Here is a 25,782-nt window from a genome sequence, read left to right as displayed (position 1 = left end):
GTCTACCTTTACTGTGGGAGATATTTTTACGGCACGGCTGCCGCACATTTGATTGCGACAGGAGTAATGGCTTATGAGTAAAACATTTGCCCGCAGCACGCTGTACGCGCTCGGTATGACAATCGTCACCGCGCAGGCAGCCGAGCCAACGGAAATCGGTAAAGGAGAGGGGCGTCTCGATATCATCGCCTGGCCGGGATACATCGAACGTGGCCAGACCGATAAACAATATGACTGGGTGAGCGAGTTCGAAAAAGCATCTGGCTGCCAGGTGAACGTGAAGACCGCCGCCACTTCGGACGAGATGGTCAGCCTGATGGCGAAAGGCGGCTATGACCTGGTTACCGCCTCCGGCGACGCCTCCCTGCGGCTGATCATGGGCAAACGCGTCCAGCCCATCAATACCGACCTGATCCCCAACTGGAAAAACGTCGATCCGCGCGTGGCGAAGGGAGACTGGTTCAACGTCGGCGGCAAAGTCTACGGCATGCCCTATCAATGGGGACCTAACCTGCTAATGTATAACACCAAAACCTTCCCTGCGCCGCCGGACAGCTGGGCCGTTATCTTTACTAAACAGACTCTGCCGGACGGTAAGAGCAACCAGGGCCGCGTTCAGGCCTATGACGGTCCGATCTACATTGCCGACGCCGCGCTATTCGTAAAAGCCACCCAGCCGCAGTTGGGCATTAGCGATCCCTATCAGCTTAGCGAGGAGCAGTATCAGGCGGTATTGAAAGTGCTGCGCGATCAGCATGGGCTGATCCATCGCTACTGGCATGACACCACCGTGCAGATGAGCGATTTCAAAAATGAGGGGGTGGTGGCCTCCAGCGCCTGGCCCTATCAGGCTAACGCCCTGAAAGCCGAGGGACAGCCTGTCGCTACGGTCTTTCCGAAGGAGGGGGTGACCGGCTGGGCAGATACCACCATGCTTCACACCGAGGCTAAACACCCGAACTGCGCCTACAAATGGATGGACTGGTCCCTGACGCCGAAGGTGCAGGGCGATGTGGCGGCCTGGTTTGGATCCTTGCCGGTAGTGGCGGAGGGTTGTAAGGCCAGCACTCTGCTGGGCGAGAAGGGCTGCGAAACCAACGGCTACGGCTTCTTTGACAAGATCGCCTTCTGGAAAACGCCAGTTGCTGAAGGGGGCAAATTCGTGCCCTACAGCCGCTGGACCCAGGATTATATTGCTATTATGGGCGGCCGCTGATCGTCAGGAGTGACGCATGACCTATGCCGTTGAGTTTGATGATGTATCCCGGATCTACGGTGACGTTCGGGCGGTGGACCGTGTGAGCCTGGCCGTTAACGACGGAGAATTTTTCTCTATGCTGGGGCCGTCCGGCTCCGGCAAAACCACCTGCCTGCGGCTAATCGCCGGGTTTGAACAGCTCTCCGGCGGGGCCGTTCGTATCTTTGGCAAAGAGGCCAGCACGCTGCCGCCGTGGGAGCGTGACGTCAATACTGTCTTTCAGGACTACGCGCTCTTTCCGCATATGTCGATTCTGGATAACGTCGCCTACGGACTGATGGTGAAAGGCATCGGTAAAAAAGCGCGTCACGCCCAGGCCCACGAGGCGCTGGAGCGAGTGGCGCTGGGCTTTGCCCATGCACGAAAACCTTCCCAGCTCTCCGGGGGCCAGCGGCAGCGGGTAGCCATCGCCCGGGCGCTGGTTAATCAGCCGAGGGTACTGCTGCTGGACGAGCCGCTTGGCGCACTGGATCTCAAGCTGCGGGAGCAGATGCAGTTCGAGTTGAAAAAGCTCCAGCAGGATCTGGGCATCACCTTTATTTTCGTAACCCACGATCAGGGCGAGGCGCTGTCGATGTCCGATCGGGTGGCGGTGTTTAACAACGGGAAGATCGAGCAGGTTGACGCGCCGCGCGATCTCTATTTGCGTCCGCGAACGCCCTTCGTGGCAGGCTTTGTGGGTACTTCCAACGTCTTTAGCGCCGCGAGGACGCAGGCGCTGTGCGGCATGGCCGGTAACTACTCCCTGCGGCCGGAGCACATCCGCCTCGATTGGGCGGATGAGGTGCAAACCGAGGGCATTGTGCAGACGGTGCAGTATCAGGGGGCGGCGACCCGCCTTGAGCTGATGCTGGCAGATGGAGAACGGCTGCTGGTTAGCCAGGCCAATTTGCTTGATGCCCGTCAGCCTGCCGCGCTCCAGCCAGGGCAGACCGTGCAGCTCTCGTGGTCGCGAGCGGCAATGGTCCCGCTGCAGGAGGAGTAGATGGTGATGAGCGTTGTTCCAGCCCCGCGCCCGTCGGCGCATGGTCGCCTGAGCGGGCTGTTCTGGCGCAGGCCGACGCTGGGCCTCTTTCTGCTGCTGATTGCTCCGCTGATGTGGTTCGGCATTGTCTATCTTGGGTCGCTGCTGACCCTGCTGTGGCAGGGTCTCTACACCTTCGATGACTTCACTATGACGGTGACGCCAGATTTAACCCTGGCAAACCTGCAGGCGCTGTTTCAGCCCGCTAACTATGACATTATCCTGCGTACGTTAACGATGGCGATTGCGGTGACTATTGCCAGCGCGATCCTCGCTTTTCCGCTGGCCTGGTTTATGGCTCGCTATACCCAGGGCAAGCTGAAGGCCTTTTTCTACATTGCGGTAATGCTGCCGATGTGGGCGAGCTATATCGTCAAGGCCTACGCCTGGACTTTACTGCTGGCACGAGACGGCGTGGCGCAGTGGTTTTTACTCCATCTGGGTTTGCAGCCGCTGCTGGAGAGCGTGCTAACCCTGCCTGCGGTAGGTGGAAGCACGCTCTCGACTTCCGGCCTCGGGCGCTTCCTGGTCTTTGTCTACATCTGGCTGCCGTTTATGATCCTGCCGGTGCAGGCGGCGCTGGAGCGGCTACCTCCATCGCTTTTGCAGGCTTCGGCGGATCTGGGCGCGCGTCCGGTGCAGACATTCCGCCACGTGGTACTTCCTCTGGCGATCCCCGGGATAGCGGCAGGGTCGATCTTTACCTTCTCCCTAACCCTTGGGGACTTTATCGTTCCGCAGCTGGTGGGTCCGCCCGGCTTTTTCATCGGCAACATGGTCTACTCCCAGCAGGGGGCGATTGGCAACATGCCGATGGCGGCGGCCTTTACTCTGGTTCCCATTGTTTTGATTGCCCTCTATCTGGCGTTCGTGAAGCGCCTGGGAGCGTTCGATGCACTCTGATCGCGCACCGCTGCTGTTAAAACTGGCTGCCTGGGGCGGGGTGGTTTTTCTGCACTTCCCGCTGGCGATTATCGCCATCTATGCTTTCAACACCGAAGAAGCCGCCTTTAGCTTCCCCCCGCAGGGCCTGACGCTGCGCTGGTTTACGGTAGCCGCGTCACGGAGCGATATCCTTGATGCGGTGACACTGTCACTTAAAGTGGCCGCGCTGGCCACCTTCGTAGCGCTGATACTTGGCACGCTTGCTGCTTGTGCTCTCTGGCGCAGCCAATTTTTTGGCAAGAGTGCTGTCTCGCTGCTGCTGCTCCTGCCCATTGCGCTGCCGGGCATCGTAACAGGTCTGGCGTTGCTGACGGCGTTTAAAACGGTGGGGCTGGAGCCGGGGTTTCTGACCATCGTGATTGGCCATGCGACCTTCTGTGTGGTGGTTGTCTTTAACAACGTTATTGCCCGTTTCAGGCGTACCGCCTGGAGCATGGTGGAGGCGTCGATGGATCTCGGGGCCAACGGCTGGCAGACCTTTCGCTATGTGGTGCTGCCAAACCTTGGCTCGGCGCTGCTGGCAGGCGGAATGCTGGCTTTTGCTCTCTCCTTCGACGAGATCATCGTGACTACCTTTACCGCCGGGCACGAGCGCACCCTGCCGCTATGGCTGCTTAACCAGCTTGGAAGGCCGCGTGAGGTGCCGGTTACCAACGTAGTAGCGCTGCTGGTAATGCTGGTAACGACGCTGCCGATTTTGGGTGCGTGGTGGCTGACCCGCAGGGGTGAGAACGCTTTTGGCAATGAGAAATAATTGACCCTCAACCAGGATATGATTATGCAAGATCAACTGTTAATTAATGGCGAACTGGTAAGCGGCGAAGGTGAAAAACAGGCGGTCTATAATCCCGCCACCGGTGAGGTGCTGCTGGAGATTGCCGAAGCCTCTGCCGGCCAGGTAGACGCCGCCGTGCAGGCCGCGGATCGCGCCTTTGCCGAGTGGGGCTATGCGACGCCAAAAGTTCGCGCCCAGGCACTGCTCGATCTCGCCCAGGCGATTGAAGATAACGCCGAGGCGCTGGCCCAGCTGGAATCCCTCAACTGCGGCAAGCCGCTGCATTGCGTGATTGGCGACGAGATCCCCGCCGTGGTTGACGTGTTCCGCTTCTTTGCCGGGGCGGCCCGTACCCTCAACGGCCTGGCGGCGGGTGAGTATCTGGAGGGGCACACTTCAATGATCCGCCGCGATCCGGTGGGCGTAGTGGCGTCGATTGCGCCCTGGAACTATCCGCTGATGATGGCCGCCTGGAAGCTGGCCCCCGCCCTGGCGGCAGGTAACTGTGTGGTGATTAAGCCGTCGGAAATTACGCCGCTTACTGCGCTGAAGCTGGCAGAGCTGGCGAAAGATATCTTCCCGGCCGGGGTGCTCAACGTGCTGTTTGGCCGGGGAAAAACCGTGGGCGATCCGCTTACCGGCCACGAGAAGGTACGGATGGTCTCCCTGACCGGCTCGATTGCCACCGGAGAACATATCATTGGCCACACCGCCGCCTCGGTGAAGCGCACCCATATGGAGCTGGGGGGCAAAGCGCCGGTGATTGTCTTTGACGATGCTGACCTCGATGCGGTGGTGGAGGGAGTGCGCACCTTTGGCTACTACAACGCGGGCCAGGACTGTACTGCCGCCTGCCGGATCTATGCTCAGAAGGGCATCTACGATGCGCTGGTAGAGAAGCTGGGCGCGGCAGTAGCAAGCCTGAAGATGGGTGCGCCGGATGATGAGAGCACCGAGCTGGGACCACTCAGCTCCGCAGCACACCTGGAGCGGGTAACCAATGCCGTCGAAGCGGCGAAAGCACTGGGGCATATCAGCGTAGTAACCGGCGGCGCGAAACGCGACGGCGCGGGCTACTATTTTCAGCCGACGCTGCTGGCAGGAGCTAAGCAGGAGGATGACATCGTCCAGCACGAAGTGTTCGGCCCGGTAGTCAGCGTGACCGCGTTTGATGATGAAGAGCAGGTGCTGGGGTGGGCCAACGACTCCCGATATGGGCTGGCTTCATCGGTCTGGACCCGCGACGTGGGCCGGGCGCACCGGCTAAGCGCTCGCCTGCAATATGGCTGCACCTGGGTCAACACACACTTTATGCTGGTGAGCGAGATGCCGCACGGCGGGCAGAAGATGTCTGGCTACGGCAAGGATATGTCAGTCTACGGCATTGAGGACTACACCGTGATTCGGCATGTAATGATTAAGCACTAAGGTAGCTTCAGGTGGCTGAAACAGCAAGGGATGCCGTTCCAGCCATAGTTTATCTTTTATTCTGGCCGCTAACGGACGACACTGGGCCATAGGCAAGATTAAACTTCGGAGGATTCAATAAGTTCTTGCTTTTTAGGTCGTTAATCATGGATTTTTGCCGTGGTGAGCAAACCATAGTCGACAACGATATAACCTGTTCAATCAATCTTGAATTGGGCATGTTGTTATTCCCCCTGTAAGAGTAGCTCCACGCTATCACTCTTGTGCGGCAATGTCATCAGCCAAAGATGACATTACGATTATCTCTTTTTGTACCTTGAATCTAAATTCCGTCAACATCTTATCTATTTCTCTAAGATCTTCTGTTAGTTGTACGTTATCCGTAAAGTCCTCTATTTGAAGATTGAGATCGTTTCTAAGCGTATTAATACCTATAAATCGCCCATGTGAATGCCAACGTCTGTTATCGCTAAGAGCCACTGCGATATCTTCGGCCCTGGCGATTTTATCTTCCGGGGTTACAGGTGCTTGAGTGGTTTCTCGTACGTTCCAGTTACGAAATTTGTATTCAACAAGCCATTTCTTTAACAGATCTTTAGACAGCTCCCTGGCTTGCTCATAGCGTCTGAGCTGGGCTAAATCTAAGTTATTAAGCATCATTAATTCAGCCTGCGTAACCTGTCCGGTATGCGATTTGTTAATAACTTCCTCGACTTTATCCAGATATCCAAGAGCAGGTACCCACTTGCCGTCAGGTGACTGGACCTGTGGATCAATCGGACCCAGCGAAGAAGCATAATCCATATAAATTTTATCACCAGACATGCACCAAATCGTACCGGCAGACATGGCATAGTTAGGGACAATAAAATAGACCTCCTGATAAAAATGCCTGGTTATTTCAACCATTTTTTCTACAGACTCGACAGAGCCACCTCCGGTAGAAAGTATTATGACAAGAGAGCTTCTCTGTTTCCTTTTTGCTGCCCGACCAATGCCTTCAAGTACCGGTTGATAGATCTGTTTAGCCCACTCTGTGATTCCTCCATAGTATACAATGACATCTGAGTCTGGAAAGTGAACGTTTTTTAATTCATCAATTTTAAAAGCGATAAAGCCTTCAATTGTGTCATCTATATTGCTCAAAATACTCTCCGCAAATAATATGAATATAAATATTATTTAAATGAATGTAATTGGCAGGCTGAGGTTGCTGCTATTAAGGGGGGTTATATATTTTAGAGCCTCACCGTCATCACTGTGCCGATGATAGGGTTTATTTAAATTAGCGCAAGCTGATCTGTGTAAACAAGGGCGTTGCTCGAGATTTTAGTTAAAGAGAGTCGAATTACTTGCTGGCGGTACAAAAATGCACCGCCGCCTTCCTGCTTTGCTCTTCTTTTCACCCTTGGCTCTCGACATAATCGACAGGTCCGGTTTCCCTCACTTTCGCAGGGATAAAGCTTGATTTACATCAATAAAAAATGCATATTGCGCGCGTTTTATTCTATTTTGAGCAAATGTCGGCTATGACCCTATACCAAAAAATGCTGGTCTTCTACGCCGTGATGGCGACTATCTGTGCACTCATCACCTGGTTCTTGTCAAAGGATCGCAAGCGCATCCGCTTCCTGTGCGCATTTCTGATCGGCTCCACCTGGCCGATGAGCTTTCCGGTGGCGCTGCTGATTTCACTGTTCTAAGCGAACGGATTTAAAGAGGTTTCCCCGGCGCGCGCTGCGCCACCGGGGGACAGGCTGTCAGGGCAGAAGCGCCCGCAGCGTTTTGCGCTGGGCATCCGTCACGTCAGCCGGGTGCTGATAACCAATATTCTCGTTGCTGCGGGTATAGAGCGCTACCAGCCAGTCATAGACGTAGCGGGTTGCAGCATGAACCGGCTGATCGCCCAATCTGGTCAGTCTGCCTTCGGTGTGGGCTGGCGCGTCGGTGCTGAAGATCGCGCTGCCTTTCTGGATGCGGCTGGCCGGGCGCTGGCTTACCGTAACGTCGGCATAGCCAAGCCAGGCAATCAGGTTGCCAATGGCCGCATGCAGCTGTGCTGCGCAGGCGTTATCCCGCTGCATCAGCGTTTGCAGCTGACCGGCCAGGTCGAGGCGGTAGCTGGTGGTAATGATAGTGTCCGCCACCTGGCGCAGCGCAGTAGGGGTAATGCCCAGCCGGGTTGCGCTCTCCGCGCTGCGGCTCCACTGCCGCAGATGGTTTAGCCACATGGCGTGCGCCTGCTGACCCGCATCCCGCGCAGCGCTGGCGCGCTCCGGCGTCTCCTGCGCATCGGCAAAAAGATCGATCGCCTCGTTGAACAGGCCGCTCACCTTCTCCTCGCGCGGCAGCTGCACCTTCCACAAGGCGTCAAACTGCTTCATCTCTGGCAGCAAGCCCTCTAACAGCTCCCCGTGACGTCCGGCCTGAACCTGTAACTCACGAATAGTCGCCTCAGCGCGGGCGCGGCGGGCATCAGCATCTTCCGTCAGCGGCGAGAGCAGGGGCTGCATCAAATCGCGCAGCGTCTGGTAATGTCGCTCGCGTAAGGCGTTTAACCGGCCAACGCGTACAGATGGCGCGGTAGCCTGAGAGAGCCACTCAATCAGACGTTGCAGGCTGCTGGCGTCCAGCGCCTGCAAAGTTCCCCAGCGCTGGCCGGGCTTGCCCAGCAGCTGCTGGACGGTTTCGTCCAGATTCAGCGCGGTGGTAAACCGTGTGTCCTGAGGCGTAATTGCCCATACCAGCCCCGGCAGCGCCGTCTCCTGGTCCGACTGGGTATCCTGTACCCAGTTCAGAAGCGCTTTTGCCGTGACGGCGGTTTCGCTGCGCTGCGGCGTGGCGTTGCAGATCATCAGTACGTCCGGCTGCAGCTGCTGACGATAGCGCTCCAGCAGCCAGCGGCATTTGCTGTACCACAGGGGGCGCTCAGGCAGTGCCGCCGGGCAGGGGATATCCACAATATCCACCCCGTTCAGCACGCCATTTTCGATGCAGAGCACCAGCTCGCAGGCCAGCAGCGACAGGGTGGCAAGAGGAATGCTCACCGCGTTTTGCAGCTGCTCTTTTGACAAAGGATGAACCACCACTTCGGCCTGAGCCTCAATGCTCTCTGCCGCCAGTGGGTTTAAAAAGACTTCCGTCGGCAGGGCAAAGTTATCTACGAGCAGGCTTAACGGCGCGGCCAGCTCGGCGGCGTTGCCGGTTTGGTGCAGAACGTGCGCCAGAGTCAGCCACTGCTCGGTCAGCTCCTGCTGTTCGCCCCACAGCAGCGACCAGGCGCTGGCCCGGGCGCGCAGATCCAGAGAGGGGATCAGGGTAGCAAACTGGTACCACAAGCCATCGTCAATCTGCTGCTGCGCAGCGGGTACGGTAGTGCGCCAGAAAGCAGCGATCGAAGCCACCTCTTCTGCAGTGATGCCCGCCACCGGATGCGGCTGACGCAGCCCGCGCCAGCGGTTAAGACGATCCTCAATAATTGCCCGATCCACAAGATGACGCTCCTGCTCTCCAGCGGCATGGGCGATAAACATCTGCACCAGCTCAGCCTCAGTCATCAGACGAAGGCGCAGGGGAAACGCATCGTCAACGCGCAAGTCTTGGGTCGTGAAGCGCAGCGCCATGCCGGTCAGGGCATGGCCAGGATTGATATGGCTCAGGTAGTCGAAGCTCTTTTCACCGGCCTTGACGTTCACCCGGCCGCTGCCGCTGCTGCACAGGGCAGCAAGCAGGTGGGCTTTTGCCGCCTGGGCGTGACCATAGAGGCCCACGGTGCGGGGCTGGTTAGCCGCGCGCGCAAGCACGCTCTCATGCGCGGCCGCGGCAGTGAGGCGCAGCAGCAGAGCGTCGGCGTCATCGTCAAGCAGCGGGGCGTGCTGGCGGGTCTCATCTATCCATGCCATTAATGCCTGGGAGGTTTTGCTCAGATCTCTCATTTCAGGTACACGCTCCCGCTGTCAATCCAGTAGTGGCTGCCGCTGTGGCGGCGATCGGCCAGAGTATTCAGTTTAAACGTCAACGCATCGGCAGCAACCGGCGTACCATCCTGTAGCCAGGCTTCGCTCAGGGTGAAGGCTTCCGGCCCTGACGCTTTACTTCCGCCGGTGAGAGCCAGCCGTACGTTAAGCACTCCGTCTCCGGCGATGGCTTTTGCCAGCTCCGGCGAGTTAATGCTCAGAGTATAGAGCGGCGTCGCAGGCCAGCGGGCGTTGGCCAGCTGACGGAAGCCCAGCGTCACGTTACCACGCAGCGGGAAGTGCAGGCGGGCATCCAGCTTCACGCCGGGTTTGTCCAGATCGATATCCTCGTACCAGACGTTCTCCTCGCGCAGGGTATTAACCACGTTATCCAGCACGCCCAAATAGCGCACGGTGGAGTAGGCCCCGATATCTGCCGCTTTGAAGTTGAAGCGCGGCAGGCGCAGATCCAGCGCCAGGCTGCACAGCATCGCCCCAACGGCAGCGGTAGATTTCGGATTGCCGATCCGCCCCTGCTGGTTAAATGGATACCACTCGTGCACCCGATACTTGTCCAGCCATACCATGCGGTTGACGGGCACCGGCTGCAGGTGGCGGATTAGCGCCTGCACGCCTGGCAGGCAGCCCGGCCGCCCGGTGACCAGCAGTACGTCGCAGCCGTAGTGGGAAATGGCTTCACAAACGGCATGGATCGGCGCGGTCAGGGTAAATTGTCCGCCGAGCATCGCTGTCTGAAGTTCGCTAAAGTTAACCTGCAACGGCACGGCGAAGAGATCGAACTCTGCAGAGCCGGCGGGCAGAGCATGATCGATCGCCTGCCTCAGGTAGTTCATGACGTTGCGCGTTGGCTGTTGGGTAAGTAGCTCACCAAAGGTGGCGTGCAGACCGGCAAGCGAATCATTGATATCGCTTCGCTCCCAAGCCGACAGGATCGCATGACCAATCGGCATAAAGAGTTGCAGGGTGGTCTGCTGGCGCAGTACCGCCTGGGTGTCGATGCGGCCAGAGTCGCCGAACAGCGTCGCCATCAGCGCGGCGGCGTCGGTAATGCCCGACTTTTGCAGCTGGGTTTGCAGTGCGGGCAGCACGCAGCGCTGGATAATATCCAGCAGAATATCGTCGCCTGCAACCTTAAACCCTTCCCGGAACAGCAGATGCGGGGTGATCTTGACGTTGCTGCCGGTACCGTCATCCAACTGGTAGTGGACGATAGCCATATCGGTGGTACCGCCGCCGATATCGATCGACGCTACGCGCAGGGCGCGCCCTGGCTTTTCATCCGGTGCACCGGAGCGGTCGGGGCGGGCGAGAGAGGCAAAAAAAGTCTCCGTCTGTCCGGCGTAGTGGGAGATAGCTTCGTTATAGAGCCAGACCAGTTGGCCGCAGCTGGCTTCGTCCCACTCCATCTGGATCTGCGGGACGGGGACCACGCTCTTCTCACGCTGTTTGCTGCTGGAGAAATCGTCATCCTGCGGATGCCAGCCCATCGCTTTCCACACCAGAGCGATGGCTTCAAACATGCGGCGGCGGAAGATCTCCCGCTCCTGTTTCGGCATTGCTGAAGGCAGGGTCAGGATGATAGTTCGCAGCTGGCGCGGCGAGGCCGGAAAGCCGAGGCGCAGGCGCGTCGCCACGCTGTTGATCTGTCCCAGGGCTTGGGCCAGCAGTTCGCACAGCATGTGGGTCATCAGAGTGCTGCGGCTGTACTGTGGAGAGAAGACCGGCAGGCGCTCATCCAGCGGCAGGGTGTAGAGCGGCTGGCCGTCGTCGTTCATCAGGTTCATCAGCGGGAAAGCGGTAGCTAACGGCTCGCGCTGGGACTTGCTGTTCATCTGGCTAAAGCGCCAGTCTTGCAGCACCGGGGTCTCATCCCACAGGTAGCGGCGAGGGCTGGAGATACCGCTGTTACCCTCGGTGCCCAGGCGCTGTGTCGCCAGCTTGCGGGCCTCGTCGCCAACGCGGACGATCGAGGGCCAGACGAAGGCATCCTCGCGTCCGCTCTCTACCGAGAAGTGCTGCTTGCCGAAACGGGCCTCGGAGAACTCCAGCCGACTGGTGAACATTGGCTCGTTCAAAAATTGCGGCTCGCTCAGAGAGCGCACCTGTAACTCCGCCGTCTGACGCAGGCCGTCGTTGGCATCACCCTGATCTTCAATAATGACGCCACAGGTGTGGGTATTGCCCACGTCGAGGATCAGATCCACCGGAATAGCCGGGGTGCTTAGCGTATGGGTGACGATTTTAACTTCTGGAACGGTCAGCTGTTCGCCCAGCAAGGTGAGCAGGTTGAGCCAGTGAGCCTGATATTCGAAGCCACGCAAGGCCTGGGCAATCTCCCGCTCGCTGCGGTTTTCGACGCTGCTGGCATAGTGCAGGAACGCTTCGCGCAGCCAGCCATCAATCCAGGTCTGATCGAGGAAATCAAATACTTCGTCGTCGCGCCACGCCAGCGCAAAGCGGGTACCGTTAAGAATGTCATTGGTGGCCGGAGCCAGCGCCGCAGGCGAGAGATCGTTAATCTGACTGTCCAGCGCAAGGGTAACGCGGTGGGTGTTGCCTGCGCTGTCCGGCTCGGCCAGCTTACGGATCTGTACCCTGGCCCAGTTGTCCGGTCCCTCGACGAAGGTACGCGGTGGGTTAAAGCGCAAGAAAGGTATGGGCAGCCAGACGCCGTCCAGTACTGCCAGCGACTCAAGCAGCGGCAGGGTACTCTCCGGTTTCACCACCTCAGGCTGGCCGCCATCGCGCCCAGGCAGCGTATAGCGGTTGTTAATCAGATCGTAATCGAGGCGCAGCAGCGGCCCGTTAGCGGTCTTTCGCACAAAGCGTCCGCTCTGTAACGAGGCCTGCGGCGTCAGGCCAAAGTCGAGGAACTGCACGCCGCTGTTGGCAATCAGCGTGACGCTCTGTTTGTAATCGCAAAGATTAACCAGCATAAGATCAGGAACCTGTTTTTCTGAACGTCAACGGGACAATGGTTTTGGCATCATACCGGGCGGTGCACTCGGCAACGTCGCTGGTGCCTGCGGTGCAGGAGATCTCCGGCATTGGGTAGCGAGTACCGTCGCTGCAGCGCGCGTGGCCGCGGCTTTTGATCATCAATACGCCAGTGTCGTGCAGGCCCGAGAAGATCTCGGAGCGGCAGACAATGTTTTTGCCCTGTACCAGGCGAGCCGTACCCTTATTGTTCTGGATCTGGAAGCGCAGCGTAGGCGGCTTGCCGGTCGCTTCGTCTTTAATATCCAGCATCACGCGCCAGCTGCCGTTGAGAAAACGGGTGCTGCCCGCTTTTACCTGGCCTGCATCCATCACCAGCGCATCTTTGGGAATGGCGGTAATCGTTGGCTGGCTGGGTTTCTCCTCTGCTGGGGCAGGTGGCGCTTTGGCAGCCACTACCTCTGCCTGATGCAGCGGCAGAGACGCAGCCAGTACAGGCGCAGGCTCCACGCTGATGGATGGCGGCGTGAGGGGCTGCGGAGCGGGGGGAGGCGTCGCGGTAGTGGGTTCACTTACTGCAGGTTTATGCGGCCAGAGCAGCGGGGCGGCAACGGCGGCGACCACCACGGCGGCTACCGGCAACGCCCAAAGGCCATAGCGGCGCTTGTTGGGTGCCGAAGCTGCCTCAACGGCAGCAGCGGGAGCAACCGATACAGGCTGCGGCTCAGGCTGCGGCGGTTCGGGAGGCTGCTGGGTGGTCATCTCCGGCATGGCAACCAGCAGCGGCTCATCGGCTCTGCTGAAGGTCGTGACGGCAGGCGCTTCCTCTTCCTCGTCGCGCTCTTCCGGCATAACGATCGCCGGGGCAGGCGGCTCCTCTTCCCGCAGACAGGCAAGAACATCCTCGCGCGCGCTCTCGTTGAGATCGACAAAACCCCAAAAGGTAATGACCGGTTTGCCATCCACCAGGAAGACGTGGTTTACGCCAGGAAACTGCAATGCTTTTGCCAGCAGGGAGCCAAACAGTTGCTGGGCCGTTTTCGGCGACTGCAGGCTTTTTCGGCTCAGGGCCGATGCGCTGTCGAGGGTGCTCTCCAGAAAGCGCAGGGCGCGGAAGCGGGACTCATCGTCCGCCGCCTTCCAGCTTACCGCCCGGCCTTCAACCGGCGAGTACCAGTCCACGCGATCGCCGTCGTCATTAATCTGCGGTATCGCGAGGCAGTCCACCATCGCCTGCTGCTTGCGCAGGCGTAACGCTTCACGAATTTGCAATGCCGAATCAAAGACGGCCTGGCCGCCGCCGCCAACGGCCTGAAAATCATCCAGATCGCCGCTGCGCAAGAGAGTTTTTGCCACGTTTTCATCCCATAGACTTCTTCACGCCTCTACTTTACGAGATGTAATAGCAAGCAAACGGTGGAAGAGAGGCTAAAAGCGGTGAATTCTCGTGGCATTGCGCAGACGCTTTTCACTTGACGTTTCAGGAATAACTTAAGGCAAACTAAACAGCGGGGAAAGGTGAAGAAATCAGCAAAATCAGCTGCTTTGGCATAACCTGATAGTGATTCGTTATTTGCCTCATTTCGGCTGCTATGCTGAGATCACGTTTTAATAAAATAATAAGGTTTTAATTATGTTTTCAGGAAATTTGTCTACCGGCAAAACGCTGCTCGCGCTGGCACTTAGCACGCTTATACCGACAAGCGCGGCATGGGCGGCGGCAAAAGATACCCTTATCTACTGCTCCGAAGCCTCTCCGGAATCCTTCAACCCGCAGATCGCCAGCTCCGGTCCCAGCTTTGTTGCCAGCTCGCAGACGCTCTATAACCGCCTAATCAACTTCGATCCGGTAAAGAATACGCCGGTGCCGTCGCTGGCAACCAGCTGGACTATCTCCCCGGACGGGAAGACCTATACCTTTACGCTGCGTCAGGGTGTTAAATTTAACAGCAATAAATTCTTCAAGCCGACCCGCGACTTTAACGCCGATGACGTGATCTTCTCGGTACTGCGGCAGAAAGATGCTAATCACCCGTACCACAACGTCTCTCAGGGCAACTACGAATACTTCAACGATGTCGGCCTCGACAAGCTGATTAAAGAGGTGAAAAAAGTTGATGATTACCACGTCCAGTTTGTTCTGAACGAACCTAACGCCGCGTTTCTTGCCGACTGGGGCATGGACTTCGCCTCGATTCTCTCTGCGGAATATGCGGATGCCATGCTGAAAAAGGGCACGCCGGAGAACGTTGACACTTGGCCAATTGGTACCGGTCCTTATGCCCTGCAGCAGTACAATCGTGACGCACTGATTCGCTATATCGCCAATCCGAACTACTGGGACGGCGAGGTGCCGACCAAGCATCTGATCTTCTCTATCACGCCAAACGTTGAGACGCGGCTGGCGAAGCTGCAAACCAACGAGTGCCAGATCATTCCCGCGCCGTCTCCGGTTCAGTTCGACGTGATCAAAAAGAATAAGGATCTGGCCCTGCACTCGGTAGATGCGTTGAACGTCGGCTATCTGGCATTTAACACCGAGAAAAAACCGTTCGATAACGTGCTGGTGCGCCAGGCCCTGAACTATGCCACCGATAAAAATGCCATTGTTAATGCCGTCTTCTTAGGCTCTGGTACGGTAGCAAAATCGCCGCTGCCGCCAAACATGTTGGGCTTTAATAAGGATCTGAAGGATTATCCCTACGATGTGGAAAAAGCGAAGGCGCTGCTGAAGCAGGCGGGTCTGGAGCAGGGCGCAGAGGTCACGCTGTGGTCAATGCCGGTCCAGCGTCCCTATAACCCGAACTCGAAGCGTATTGCAGAGATGATCCAGAGCGACTGGGCAAAAGTGGGCGTGAAGGCCAAAATCGTCTCTTACGAGTGGGGCGAATACCTCTCCGGAATGCGTAAAGGCGAGCACGACTCTGCCCTGTTTGGCTGGATGTCCGACAACGGCGATCCGGACAACTTTGCCGACGTGCTGCTGGGCTGCGACAGCATTGAAACCGGCTCGAACGCCGCGCGCTGGTGTGATAAAACCTACGACGGGCTGGTGAAAAAAGCGAAGCTCACCTCTGTACCAGAAGAGCGCGCGAAGCTCTATTCCCAGGCGCAAGAGGTGTTCTATCAGCAGGCACCGTGGATCGCCCTGGCTAACGGTAAAACCTTCTATGCCACCCGCAGCAACGTAACCGGGTATAGTGTTAGCCTGATGGGCAGTGATTTTTCAAAAGCCAAAATCAACTAACAGACACAGGAGAGGATATGTCGCATCTGGCAGAGGTGATCGCGCGCGTGGATGACGTTATCAAGGAGAGCGTGATTACGCATATGAATGAGCTGCTGGTCGCGCTCAGCGATGACGCAGAGCTAAGCCGGGAAGATCGCTACGCCCAGCAGCAGCGTCTGCGCAATGCCATCGCGCATCACGGACGGCACCACAAGGAAGAGATGGAAGCGCGCCATGATCGCCTGACCAAAGATGGCACCATCCTTTAACCGTAAAGGCCGGGCGGCGCTCACGCTTGCCCGGCCTACGCCGCTACCACTGGCGTCTGGCCACTAACCACGCGCCAATCACCAGCAATACCGCCCCGCATACCGGGCCGATCAGCGCCCTCAGCGGTACGCCGTGACTTTTCACCAGATCCATTACCAGCCCGCCGATCAGCTGACTGGCGACCAGCACCGCGATAGTGGTTGCCGCGCCGACATACTGATAGCCGCTGATGCTGGCAAAAACAAAGAACGACCCGAGCAGACCGGGGATCAGCGTCCACCAGCGCACCGTCGCTGCCAGCTCGCTAAACCCAGCCAGCCCGTATTTCATCAGCAGAATCGAGACAAACAGCACGATACCCACCAGCGAGTTGAGCAGCATCGCAATCAACACGGTGGAAGAGGACTGGGTGATACGCACCATCAGCGTATTTTGTACTACCAGCCCGATACCCGCCGCAGCCAGGAACAGCAGGGTCAACGACTGGTTCATGCGATAGCATCCGGTTCGCTGCGATCGTCCAGCTGCAGCTGCATGAAGGTGAGATCCAGCCAGCGGCCAAACTTGGTGCCGACCTGCGGCATCTGGGCGGTGGTGACAAAGCCTAACTTCTCATGCAGATGAAGAGAGGCCGCGTTCTGCGACTCGATCCCGGCGACCATCACATGCTTGCCGATGCGTTTTGCCTCCTCGATAAGGCGGACCATCAGCGCCTGGCCCAGGCCTTTCCCCTGATGATCGGGATGAATATAGACCGAGTGCTCTACCGTGTGGCGAAAGCCATCGAAGGCGCGCCAGTCGCCAAAAGCCGCGTAGCCGGCGATCTCACCGTTCTCTTCGCTGACCAGCACCGGGTAGCCCATGAGGGTACGGGCCTCAAACCAGGCGATGCGGTTATCGGCGTCAACGGTCTGGTCGTTCCAGATAGCGGCGGTGTGTAAAACGGCGTGGTTATAGATAGCGGCAATAGCGGCGCAGTCGTCTTTGTCCGCGTAGCGAATAGTCATGCTTAAAACCTCAGAGGATATGCACTGGATAGTCTGTTATCAATACTATTACATGACGCAGAATGTCAAAGCAAAGAGAGGCGTAAGGCGCTACGCTGAAAGGATGTTTAACCGTTGAAGGAGACTACCGTGAGTCAAGAACAACAGCGTAACCGTCAGTGGCTGCTGGCTTCCCGCCCAAAAGGCGCGCCGGTTGCTGATAATTTTCGACTTGAAGAGCGCGACATCCCCACCCCAAAATCCGGCCAGCTGCTGCTGCGCACCGTTTACCTCTCCCTTGATCCCTACATGCGCGGGCGCATGAGTGATGAGCCATCCTATGCCGATCCGGTCAATATCGGTGATGTGATGTGCGGTGGAACGGTAAGCCAGGTGGTAAGTTCTGAACACCCGGACTATGCCGAGGGAGACTGGGTGCTGGGCTACGACGGCTGGCAGGCGTATGCCATCTCCAGCGGCGAGGGGCTGGTCAAGCTGGACAAAAGCCTGGAGCACCCCTCCTGGGCGCTGGGAGTACTGGGGATGCCTGGTTTTACTGCCTATATGGGACTGCTGGACATTGGCCAGCCTAAGTCAGGCGAGACGCTGGTCGTCGCAGCGGCAACCGGTCCGGTAGGGGCGACGGTCGGGCAGATTGGTAAGCTCAAAGGTCTCCGGGTGGTCGGCGTCGCGGGCGGCGAAGAGAAGTGCCGTCATGCCGTAGAGACGCTGGGCTTTGATGCCTGTCTCGATCATCACGCCGATGACTTCGCCGAGCAGCTGAAAAACGCCTGCCCACAGGGAATCGACGTCTACTATGAAAACGTTGGTGGCAAGGTGTTTGATGCCGTGCTGCCGCTGCTGAATACCGCCGCCCGGGTGCCGGTCTGTGGTCTGGTTAGCGGCTATAACGCCACCGATCTGCCGCCGGGACCGGATCGTCTGCCGCTGCTGATGGGTACGATTTTGAAAAAACGTATTCGGATGCAGGGATTCATTATTACCCAGGATTACGGCCACCGCATCGACGAGTTCCAGCAAGAGATGGGTAAATGGGTACAGGAAGGAAAGATCCACTATCGTGAGCAAATTGTCGATGGCCTGGAAAATGCGCCAGAGGCATTTATTGGCCTGCTGGAAGGTAAGAACTTTGGCAAAGTTGTTATTCGTGTAGCCGCGGATCAATAAAGTTAAGTGGCGCTAAAGAGCGCCTGAAAAAAAATGTGCAATTTTACTGAACCCTGGCTTTAATTAAGCATAGCTACACCAGCGAAGCATAAGCTTCGTTGGTGTATAATAATGAGCATAATTAATAACTTTTAGTTCTAACGTTTTGCGTCAATCCAATACCAGGCAACTCTCTACCTACTATATCTTATGGTTCGTGTGCGAATAATCACACGAATAGGTGAAAAGTAATAAGTATTCGACAGGACATGAATATGCTTGATTTGGAAAAAGCGCAGCGTCTAAGCCTCACTCAGCAGGTTGAAGTAAGTTTAAAAAATGCGTTAATCGTCGGTGCACTAAAACCAGGCGCACGCCTGATTACAAAAGAGATTGCCGATCAGCTTGGAACCAGTATTACACCCGTGCGCGAGGCGTTATTACGCCTGGTCTCCGCGGGCGCGCTGCATGCTACGCCTGCGCAGGCTTTTTTAGTTCCGGAAGTGAGCCAGCAGACTCACCATGAAATAACCCAAATACGCAAGCAGCTGGAATCCATGGCCGTCAGCGCCGCCTGTAATAAAATGACTGATGAAAAGCTTCAGCAGCTGCGGCTACTGGCTAATACCTTTAACGAAGCCAGGCTGGGTGGGAACGTAGAGCAGGCACTACAGGCCAACCGAAGCTTTCGCTTTCGCCTCTACGAATATGCTGAGATGCCGACCCTGCTCTCGCTGATCGAGCAGCTGTGGGTACGCATTGGGCCTTGCTTTAACCATCTCTATCCGGTCTCTGAAGAGCTGGCTCACGGTCATCATGATTATGTGGATCTATTAGATGCCCTGGAGAGGGGCGATAGCTACGCCAGCCAGAAGTCTATTCTCTGCGTCATTGATATGGGCGTGAACATTGTTCAGCCGCAATTTAAAGGCGCACCTTAGCTCCTCTGGTAAGATTGCTTTGTAACAGCTTCCCTGAGGAGTTTGCATCAGGGAAGCATCACCATCACACTTTTACTATTCTTCCTGCCAATCGCGTTAATTACCTTTCTCTGTTGCCGATAACCCTTTTATGCGCAGTTGGGCGCTAACATTTGTTTGTGCAAGGAGAGGGTATGTTTTTCAACCGGCGATTACGCGATATTACCATCAGCAAAAAACTGTCGGTGGGGTTTGGTCTGGTCCTGCTGCTGGTGGCTGTTGCTACCATCCTTAGCGTTATGCGTTTTAAAGAGATCCGCAGCGTTTATGATAAAACCAACCTGATATACAACATCAATATTGAAGTCTTTCAGGCCAAGATAAATCGGCTGAAATATTTTTACAGCGGCGATGAAAAATCGGGTCAGGCGCTAGCGAACTATGTTAACCACGCCGCTGAGCTTACCGCTTCAGCAAAAAATCTTGCCTGGACCGAGGCTGAAACAACGCTTCTTCATACCCTTGAGACGCATCTTGCCGACTTCCAGGCCAGCGTAAGTGCTATGCAGAGCGCCACCACCGCGCTCAATCCGCTGCGCGCCGCCGGTACCCAGGCTGGCAGCGCAGAGATGCAGCAGCTTCAGGCCGCTGAGGATCGCGTCAAAGTTGCCGGGGATAACAGCAGCGCCGATATCAAGCTCATTATCGCCTCGGTTAAAACTCATAACGATGAGCTGGCCTACAGCTCCAGCACCGTCACCGCCATAATTGGTGGCGTTGCCATTCTGATCGGCATTATGGTTTCGTGGTGGGTGATCCGCCAGATCACCAGGCCGGTGCAGCATAACCTGAAACTGGCGGAGCGCATTGCCAGCGGCGATCTCAGCTCGGTGATAGAGGCACAGGGCGGCGACGAGTTGGGAAAACTCACCGGGGCGATGGCGAAGATGAACCTTCGCCTGCGGGAGATGATCCACGAGGTGCGCAGCAGCGTCGCTCAGGTCTCCCACGCGGCCAGTGAGATTGCCGACGGTAATACCGATCTCTCCTCCCGTACCGAGCAGCAGGCTGCCGCGGTCGTGCAGACCGCCGCCAGCATGGAGGAGCTGACGGCGACGGTGAGAAACAATGCCGATAACGCCCGCCACGCCAGTAAACTGGCGGCCGAAGCCTCCAGCACCGCCAGCCAGGGCGGCAACGTTATGCGCGACGTGGTTAATACCATGGGCGATATTCATGCCAGCTCGCAAAAAATTGCTGATATTACGGCGGTGATCAACAGCATTGCTTTCCAGACCAATATCCTGGCGCTGAACGCGGCGGTCGAGGCCGCGCGGGCGGGCGAGCAAGGCCGGGGCTTTGCGGTGGTCGCCAGCGAGGTACGCAGTCTCTCCCAGCGCAGCTCCCAGGCAGCCAAAGACATTGAACAGCTGATCGGCGAGTCGGTATCGCGTATCAGTACCGGCAGCGAGCTGGTGGCGAAAGCGGGGCAGACCATGGAGCAGGTAGTGGATGCGGTGACCCGGGTAAACGATATCATGGGGGAGATCTCATCCGCGTCGGAAGAGCAAAGCCGGGGTATTGAGCAGATCGCCCGCGCGGTAGGCGAGCTGGACAGCACCACCCAGCAGAACGCCACCCTGGTTAGCGCCTCGTCGCTGGCGGCGGGATCGCTGGAGGAGCAGGCCCAGCTGCTGGCCCAGCTGGTGGCGGCGTTTCGTCTGGAGCGGCCGGTAGCAGCCTAAAAAAATGCCCGGTAGCATTCAGGCTACCGGGCATCAGCAGAGACTATAGTGCCTTATTCAAAGCGGTATGCCACGGAGAGACCTACGCCGTAGTTACGACCCGGAGCAGGCTCGTAGTAGCGGCCATTAGATTCGTTAACGATGACCGAACCGACATACTCTTTGTCGAACAGGTTATCGACGCGGCCAAACACATCCAGCATCCAGTTGTTGTAGTTGAACTTATATCCGGTGTTCAGACCCACGGTGGTATAGGAAGGGGCTTTTGCCGTGTTCTCATCGTTAGCTTCAATGTCGCTCATATAGCGCATATCGGCCCCCGCGTACCAGCCGCTCTCCGGCACGTAGCCAAGGGAGGCAAAGCCCATATTGCGGGCGATACCCGGCATCCGATTACCGTTGCAGTTGTCATCCCCGCAGACGTTGGTGCGGTAGGTGGCATCAAGATATGTCCACGCCATCTTCACCCGCCAGTCGCCGGCAAACTGCTGATCGAGAGATAGCTCAGCACCCTGACGACGGGTTTTCCCGGCGTTTTTATAGGTGGTGCGTCCGCCACTGCTGGTATCGGTCACAATTTCGTTATCGGTCATGGTCTGGAACAGTGCAGCGGTGAACAGACCGTTGCCGACGCGAGTTTTACTGCCGATCTCATAGGTATCGTTGGTTGACGGCTGAAGGTTAAAGTTCAGGCCGCTCTGATTGTTGGCACGGTACGACAACTCGTTGATGGTCGGCGTTTCGAAGCCACGGCCAGCGGCAGCGTAGACATTCCATGCATCGGTTACGGCATACTTCAGCGCACCCGCCGGGAGCCACTCGTGATAGCTCGCTTCCCCGCTGTCGTCACCGTTGGCGGCAGTCACGTAGTGGTCGTTGGAGTCGAACCAGACCGAGCTGTAGCGCACCCCAGCATCCAGCGAGAGCTTATCGGTCAGCTGCCAGCGGGATTGCATATAGGGATCGGCATTCCACATCAGGTTACGCTCGTTGCGGCGCAGGTTACCTTTCTGCCCGTACGACGGCGTGCCGTTATCCATCACGAAGTTCTCGAAGCCCTTACGATCTTCACTCATGTTTTCATAGTTAATGCCGGTCGTAATGGTCACCGGTACCAGCAGCTCGCCACGGTGAGTCCAGCGGGTGTCAATCCCCTGGTAGTGACGGCTAAGGTCGATCACGCCGCCTGCATGAGTCGGGTTAAGCTGCGGCGCACGCGGAATTGACTGGTACTGGGTGGTTTCGCGCTCGCCAGCGTACATCATCACGCTTAAGTCATCTTGCTCGCTCAGCTGGCGCTCGTAGCGCAGTCCAGCCTGGGTCTGCTTGATGGTTTTGCGGGTATTGTATTGGTCGGCACGCGGGGCCTGGTGCGGATCCTGCTTCCACTCCTGCTCGGTCAGGCCGCCCGGATCGTCCGCTTTGATATCGACGCTATTAAAGATCAGGCTCAGCTTGCTGACGTCATCGATACGCACGCCGAGTTTAGCGTTAGCCAGATTCTTACGTGCACCGCTGTGGTCGCGGTAGCCGCTGGTGATGAAACGCGTAGAGGAGACGGTATAGTCAACGTCGCCTGCCTGAGTACCGTCTCCGGTCGCACCGGTGGCCTTCAGACCGTAGCGCCAGCTACCGTAGCTGCCGTAGTAGCTGCTGGCTTCAATAGTGGTTGGCTGCTGACCGGTTTCAGTGGTGACGTTAACCACGCCGCCGGAGGCGTTACCGTACAGGGCAGAGAAGGGACCACGCAGGACTTCAACGCTCTCAACGCTATTAAGATCGATATTGGAGGTCTGCCCCTGGCCGTCCGGCATGGTTGCCGGGATGCCATCGACGTACATGCGGATGCCGCGCACGCCGTAGGTAGAGCGGGAGCCGAAGCCGCGCATAGAGAGCTGGAGATCCTGCGCATAGTTCTGGCGGTTTTGGATCTGCAGTCCCGGCACGCCGGTCAGCGACTCAGAGAGGTTCACGCGTGGCGCGGCATGGCGCATCTCCTCTCCGTTAACCACGCTGACGGCGGCTGGCGTATCCAGCTCGGACACAGTTTGCGGCGTGGCGCTGACGATAAGGGTTTGTTCGTCTGCGGCAGAGGCGTAGCCGCAGGCGGCTGGCAGCAGCAGTAAGGGGAGTGTAGCGTGCGTAATAGCAGTGATTTTCATTAAAGGAACCGGTTAAATAAAACGAACCAAATGGAACATGTGTGCACATGTTACTGTTTTTGTAAAAATTATGAAAACGATAACGGCACGTAGTGTTAAGTGATGTATCAGGGTGTGTATGGAGAAATTATGAAGATTATGGCCAACCCCGCAAGAAAGACTCTACATTTCATCAATTAATGATTATTATTCGCATTTGTAACATACGAATGGGTTAGTTAATCAAAGGGAGTCGTCATGTTTTTACGTCAATTAAGCTCGCCGCGCCTGCGTGGTTCACTGTTCCTCGGTTCACTGCTGCTGGCAGGTACGTTTAACGCCAGCGCGGCGGAAGAGATGCTGCGTAAGCCGGTAGGCAAGGGCGCATACGAAATGGCCTTCAGCCAGCAGGAAAACGCGCTGTGGGTGGCTACTACTCAGAGCCGTAAGATGGATAAGGGTGGGGTGATCTACCGTCTCGATCCCGCTACCCTGAATATTACTCAGGCCATCCATAACGATCTGAAGCCCTTCGGCGCGACCATCAATAATCAAACCCAGACGCTGTGGTTCGGCAACACGACCAACAGCGCGGTAACCGCCGTTGACGCGAAAACTGGCGAGGTAAAAGGGCGTCTGGTACTGGACGAGCGCAAGCGCTCTGAGACGGTGCGTCCGCTGCAGCCGCGCGAGCTGGCAGTGGATGAGACCACTAATACCGTTTACATCACCGGCATTGGCAAGGAGAGCGTGATCTGGGCCGTGGATGGCGAAACGCTGAAGCTGAAAAATACGATTACCCGCACGGGCACTTTCAGCACCGGGCTGGCCATTGATGCCGCAGCAAAACGCCTCTATACCACTAACGGCGATGGCGAGCTGATTACCATCGATACTGCCAGCAATAAGATCCTCTCCCGCCAGAAGGTGCTTGACGATGGTAAAGAGCATTTCTATCTTAACCTGAGCCTTGACACTGCCGGACAGCGTGCGTTCATTACCGACTCGAAGCAGGCCGAGGTGCTGGTAGTGAATCTGCGCGACGGCAAGGTGCTGGCGAAAGTTGCCGCGCCGGAGTCGCTGGCCGTACTGTTTAACCCGGCCCGCAACGAAGCCTACGTTACCCACCGCCAGGCAGGTAAGGTGAGCGTTATCGATGCGAAGAGCTATAAAGTGGTGAAGAGCTTTGATACGCCGACCTACCCGAACAGCCTCGCGCTCTCCGCCGATGGCAAAACGCTGTACGTCAGCGTGAAGCAGGCGTCCACCCGCGAGAAAGAGGCTACCGATCCGGATGATGTGATCCGTATTGCGCTGTAACGTCTAATGAAAAATGCCCGACAGGATTGCCGGGCATTGTTTAAAAAAGAGTTTTGCCAGGATTAGCTGGACGTTTTCTCAACCAGCACGGCGTTTTCTGCCGTCTCTTCAATATGCACTGGCGCGGTGCTTTGGATCTCATGCACCCGCTTACGCACGCCATACCAGCCTGCAACCAGCAGGACTGCCAGTACCGGAATCGAGGCAATGGTGTAGGTCCCGTTCGGGTAGTCGAACGCCATCAGCACCAGCACGCTCAGCAGGAACAGCAGCGTCAGCCAGGAGGTTACCGGCGCACCTGGCAGCTTGAAGCTCACGTCCGCGGCTTTGCCCTCTTTAATGGCTTTACGCAGGCGCATCTGGCATACCACAATGAAGGCCCACGAGGCGATAATGCCCAGCGCGGCGACGTTCAATACGATCTCAAACACGCTGGCCGGAACCAGATAGTTCAGCACTACGCCAAAGACGTAGATCGCCAGCGTCGCCAGGATGCCCGCGTAGGGCACATGCTGCTTGCTCATTTTGGACATGAACTTCGGCGCAGAGCCACCCATCGACATGGAGCGCAGAATACGGCCCGTAGAGTAGAGACCCGAGTTCAGGCTGGAGAGCGCGGCGGTCAGCACCACCATGTTCATCACGTCGCCAATATACGGCACGCCCAGCTTGCTGAAGAAGGTCACGAACGGGCTTTGCCCGGCCTGATAGGCGTTCCACGGCAGCAGCAGCACCAGCAGAACCACAGAGCCAACGTAGAACAGGCCGATACGCCAGATGACGCTGTTGATGGCTTTTGGCACCATGGTCTGCGGATCTTTACACTCGCCCGCCGCCGTACCCACCAGCTCGATAGAGGCGAAGGCGAAGACTACGCCCTGCACCAGCACCAGCGCAGGCAGCAGGCCGTGCGGGAAGAAGCCGCCGTTATCGGTAATCAGGTGGAAACCGGTTGTGCCGCCATCCAGCGGTTTGCCGGTGCCGAGGAAAATGGTCCCGACCACCAGGAAGACCACGATAGCCAGCACCTTAACCAGCGCAAACCAGAACTCCATCTCGGCGAACCACTTCACGCCGATCATGTTCATGGTGCCGACGATAGCCAGCGCGCCGAGGGCAAATACCCACTGCGGCACGTCGCCAAACGCCCCCCAGTAGTGCATATAGAGCGCAACGGCGGTGATATCCACGATGCCGGTCATCGCCCAGTTGATAAAGTACATCCAGCCTGCGACGAATGCCGCTTTCTCACCGAGGAACTCACGGGCGTAGGAGACGAAGCTGCCGCTGGAGGGGCGATGCAATACCAGTTCACCTAGCGCGCGCAGAATAAAGAAAGAGAAGATGCCACACACCAGATAGACGATGGCGAGGGAGGGACCTGCCATCTGCAGGCGTGCACCCGCACCGAGAAATAACCCTGTACCGATCGCACCGCCGATAGCAATCATCTGCACCTGACGGTTACCCATCGCCTGCTTGTAACCCTCTTCATGCGAGTTAAGCCAGCGGCGTTTTGCAGCCTGATGCTCTGCTGCGCTGTTGTTGCTGTTTTTCATTGCGTTACCTGTTGACCTGTCTGAATCATCAAGGATGTTTTCATCCGGCCAGGGCGAAACAAACGTTTGCCCTGGCGAATAAATATGCTGTCTTTCCCGCT

Annotated in this window: 20 protein-coding genes; 12 read left to right on the top strand and 8 right to left on the bottom strand. The window is 57.2% G+C overall.

The window, feature by feature from the left end; all coding sequences use genetic code 11:
- Positions 1-73 precede the first annotated feature (73 nt).
- From ydcS to patD, 5 genes are read left to right on the top strand one after another with little or no spacing between them, the layout of a single operon-like run.
- Positions 74-1,216, top strand: a complete 1,143-nt coding sequence (gene ydcS, locus RTN40_RS00445) for a putative ABC transporter substrate-binding protein YdcS (RefSeq protein ID WP_312226709.1) — start codon at positions 74-76, stop codon at positions 1,214-1,216.
- A 16-nt stretch (positions 1,217-1,232) separates the two neighbouring features.
- Complete coding sequence (locus tag RTN40_RS00440) at positions 1,233-2,243, top strand: ABC transporter ATP-binding protein (RefSeq protein ID WP_312226708.1); 1,011 nt, start codon at positions 1,233-1,235, stop codon at positions 2,241-2,243.
- Between the two features lie 6 nt (positions 2,244-2,249).
- Entirely contained in the window at positions 2,250-3,185 is a 936-nt protein-coding gene (locus tag RTN40_RS00435) for an ABC transporter permease (protein WP_409418492.1), read from the top strand.
- On the top strand, positions 3,175-3,981 hold the full coding sequence (locus RTN40_RS00430) for an ABC transporter permease (RefSeq protein WP_312226706.1): 807 nt from the start codon (positions 3,175-3,177) through the stop codon (positions 3,979-3,981). The genes RTN40_RS00435 and RTN40_RS00430 overlap by 11 nt, the downstream gene beginning before the upstream one ends.
- 24 nt (positions 3,982-4,005) lie before the next feature.
- Positions 4,006-5,430: an aminobutyraldehyde dehydrogenase gene (gene patD / locus RTN40_RS00425; RefSeq protein ID WP_312226705.1), complete on the top strand. Its 1,425-nt coding sequence runs from the start codon at positions 4,006-4,008 to the stop codon at positions 5,428-5,430.
- 255 nt (positions 5,431-5,685) lie between these two features.
- Here patD and RTN40_RS00420 read toward each other — a convergent pair whose 3' ends face one another.
- A complete protein-coding gene (locus RTN40_RS00420) occupies positions 5,686-6,576 on the bottom strand; it encodes an SDH family Clp fold serine proteinase (RefSeq protein ID WP_312226704.1) in 891 nt (296 codons plus the stop codon).
- Between the two features lie 383 nt (positions 6,577-6,959).
- Here RTN40_RS00420 and RTN40_RS00415 point away from each other — a divergent pair, with 383 nt between their 5' ends.
- The gene (locus RTN40_RS00415; protein WP_072015224.1) at positions 6,960-7,133 is read left to right on the top strand and encodes a GhoT/OrtT family toxin; all 174 of its coding nucleotides are present in this window, start codon (positions 6,960-6,962) and stop codon (positions 7,131-7,133) included.
- A gap of 57 nt (positions 7,134-7,190) precedes the next feature.
- On the opposite strand, the gene RTN40_RS00410 is transcribed toward RTN40_RS00415, so the two are convergent.
- The 3 genes from RTN40_RS00410 to RTN40_RS00400 are packed head-to-tail and all read right to left on the bottom strand — an operon-like array spanning position 7,191 to position 13,700.
- Positions 7,191-9,365, bottom strand: a complete 2,175-nt coding sequence (locus RTN40_RS00410; protein WP_312226703.1) for a virulence factor SrfC family protein — start codon at positions 9,363-9,365, stop codon at positions 7,191-7,193.
- Positions 9,362-12,343 carry a virulence factor SrfB gene (locus RTN40_RS00405; protein ID WP_312226702.1) on the bottom strand — a complete coding sequence of 994 codons (2,982 nt, stop codon included), beginning with the start codon at positions 12,341-12,343 and terminating at the stop codon, positions 9,362-9,364. The genes RTN40_RS00410 and RTN40_RS00405 overlap by 4 nt, the downstream gene beginning before the upstream one ends.
- A 4-nt stretch (positions 12,344-12,347) precedes the next feature.
- A complete protein-coding gene (locus RTN40_RS00400) occupies positions 12,348-13,700 on the bottom strand; it encodes an SrfA family protein (RefSeq protein ID WP_312226701.1) in 1,353 nt (450 codons plus the stop codon).
- Positions 13,701-13,992: 292 nt separating this feature from the next.
- On the opposite strand from RTN40_RS00400, the gene RTN40_RS00395 reads away from it, so the two are divergent.
- On the top strand, positions 13,993-15,591 hold the full coding sequence (locus RTN40_RS00395) for an ABC transporter substrate-binding protein (protein WP_312227190.1): 1,599 nt from the start codon (positions 13,993-13,995) through the stop codon (positions 15,589-15,591).
- Positions 15,592-15,608: 17 nt separating this feature from the next.
- The gene (locus RTN40_RS00390; RefSeq protein WP_312226700.1) at positions 15,609-15,842 is read left to right on the top strand and encodes a DUF2526 family protein; all 234 of its coding nucleotides are present in this window, start codon (positions 15,609-15,611) and stop codon (positions 15,840-15,842) included.
- Positions 15,843-15,885: 43 nt separating this feature from the next.
- On the opposite strand, the gene RTN40_RS00385 is transcribed toward RTN40_RS00390, so the two are convergent.
- Together RTN40_RS00385 and RTN40_RS00380 are read right to left on the bottom strand one after the other, a co-directional pair.
- Complete coding sequence (locus RTN40_RS00385; RefSeq protein ID WP_312209881.1) at positions 15,886-16,335, bottom strand: DMT family transporter; 450 nt, start codon at positions 16,333-16,335, stop codon at positions 15,886-15,888.
- A complete protein-coding gene (locus RTN40_RS00380) occupies positions 16,332-16,850 on the bottom strand; it encodes an N-acetyltransferase family protein (protein ID WP_312226699.1) in 519 nt (172 codons plus the stop codon). The genes RTN40_RS00385 and RTN40_RS00380 overlap by 4 nt, the downstream gene beginning before the upstream one ends.
- 129 nt (positions 16,851-16,979) lie before the next feature.
- Between RTN40_RS00380 and RTN40_RS00375 the strand changes: the two genes are divergently transcribed.
- From RTN40_RS00375 to RTN40_RS00365, 3 genes are all read left to right on the top strand, one after another.
- Entirely contained in the window at positions 16,980-18,017 is a 1,038-nt protein-coding gene (locus RTN40_RS00375; RefSeq protein WP_312226698.1) for an NADP-dependent oxidoreductase, read from the top strand.
- Positions 18,018-18,271: 254 nt separating this feature from the next.
- On the top strand, positions 18,272-18,937 hold the full coding sequence (locus tag RTN40_RS00370; protein WP_312226697.1) for a GntR family transcriptional regulator: 666 nt from the start codon (positions 18,272-18,274) through the stop codon (positions 18,935-18,937).
- Positions 18,938-19,110: 173 nt separating this feature from the next.
- Complete coding sequence (locus tag RTN40_RS00365; RefSeq protein WP_312226696.1) at positions 19,111-20,661, top strand: methyl-accepting chemotaxis protein; 1,551 nt, start codon at positions 19,111-19,113, stop codon at positions 20,659-20,661.
- 53 nt (positions 20,662-20,714) lie between these two features.
- Here the strand turns inward: RTN40_RS00365 and pqqU are convergent, their stop codons facing one another.
- Positions 20,715-22,823 (bottom strand): TonB-dependent receptor PqqU, encoded by a 2,109-nt coding sequence (gene pqqU, locus RTN40_RS00360; protein WP_312226695.1) that lies wholly within the window; start codon positions 22,821-22,823, stop codon positions 20,715-20,717.
- A 237-nt stretch (positions 22,824-23,060) separates the two neighbouring features.
- Here pqqU and RTN40_RS00355 point away from each other — a divergent pair, with 237 nt between their 5' ends.
- A complete protein-coding gene (locus RTN40_RS00355) occupies positions 23,061-24,122 on the top strand; it encodes a YncE family protein (RefSeq protein WP_312226694.1) in 1,062 nt (353 codons plus the stop codon).
- Between the two features lie 62 nt (positions 24,123-24,184).
- On the opposite strand, the gene ansP is transcribed toward RTN40_RS00355, so the two are convergent.
- On the bottom strand, positions 24,185-25,681 hold the full coding sequence (gene ansP, locus RTN40_RS00350; RefSeq protein ID WP_312226693.1) for an L-asparagine permease: 1,497 nt from the start codon (positions 25,679-25,681) through the stop codon (positions 24,185-24,187).
- Positions 25,682-25,782: the final 101 nt, after the last annotated feature.

The organism is Pseudescherichia sp. (assembly GCF_031987975.1).
In the GTDB taxonomy this organism is placed as follows: Bacteria; Pseudomonadota; Gammaproteobacteria; order Enterobacterales; family Enterobacteriaceae; genus Pseudescherichia.
Note: the sequence above shows the minus strand (reverse complement) of the source record. Positions and strands in the feature narration are given on the sequence as shown.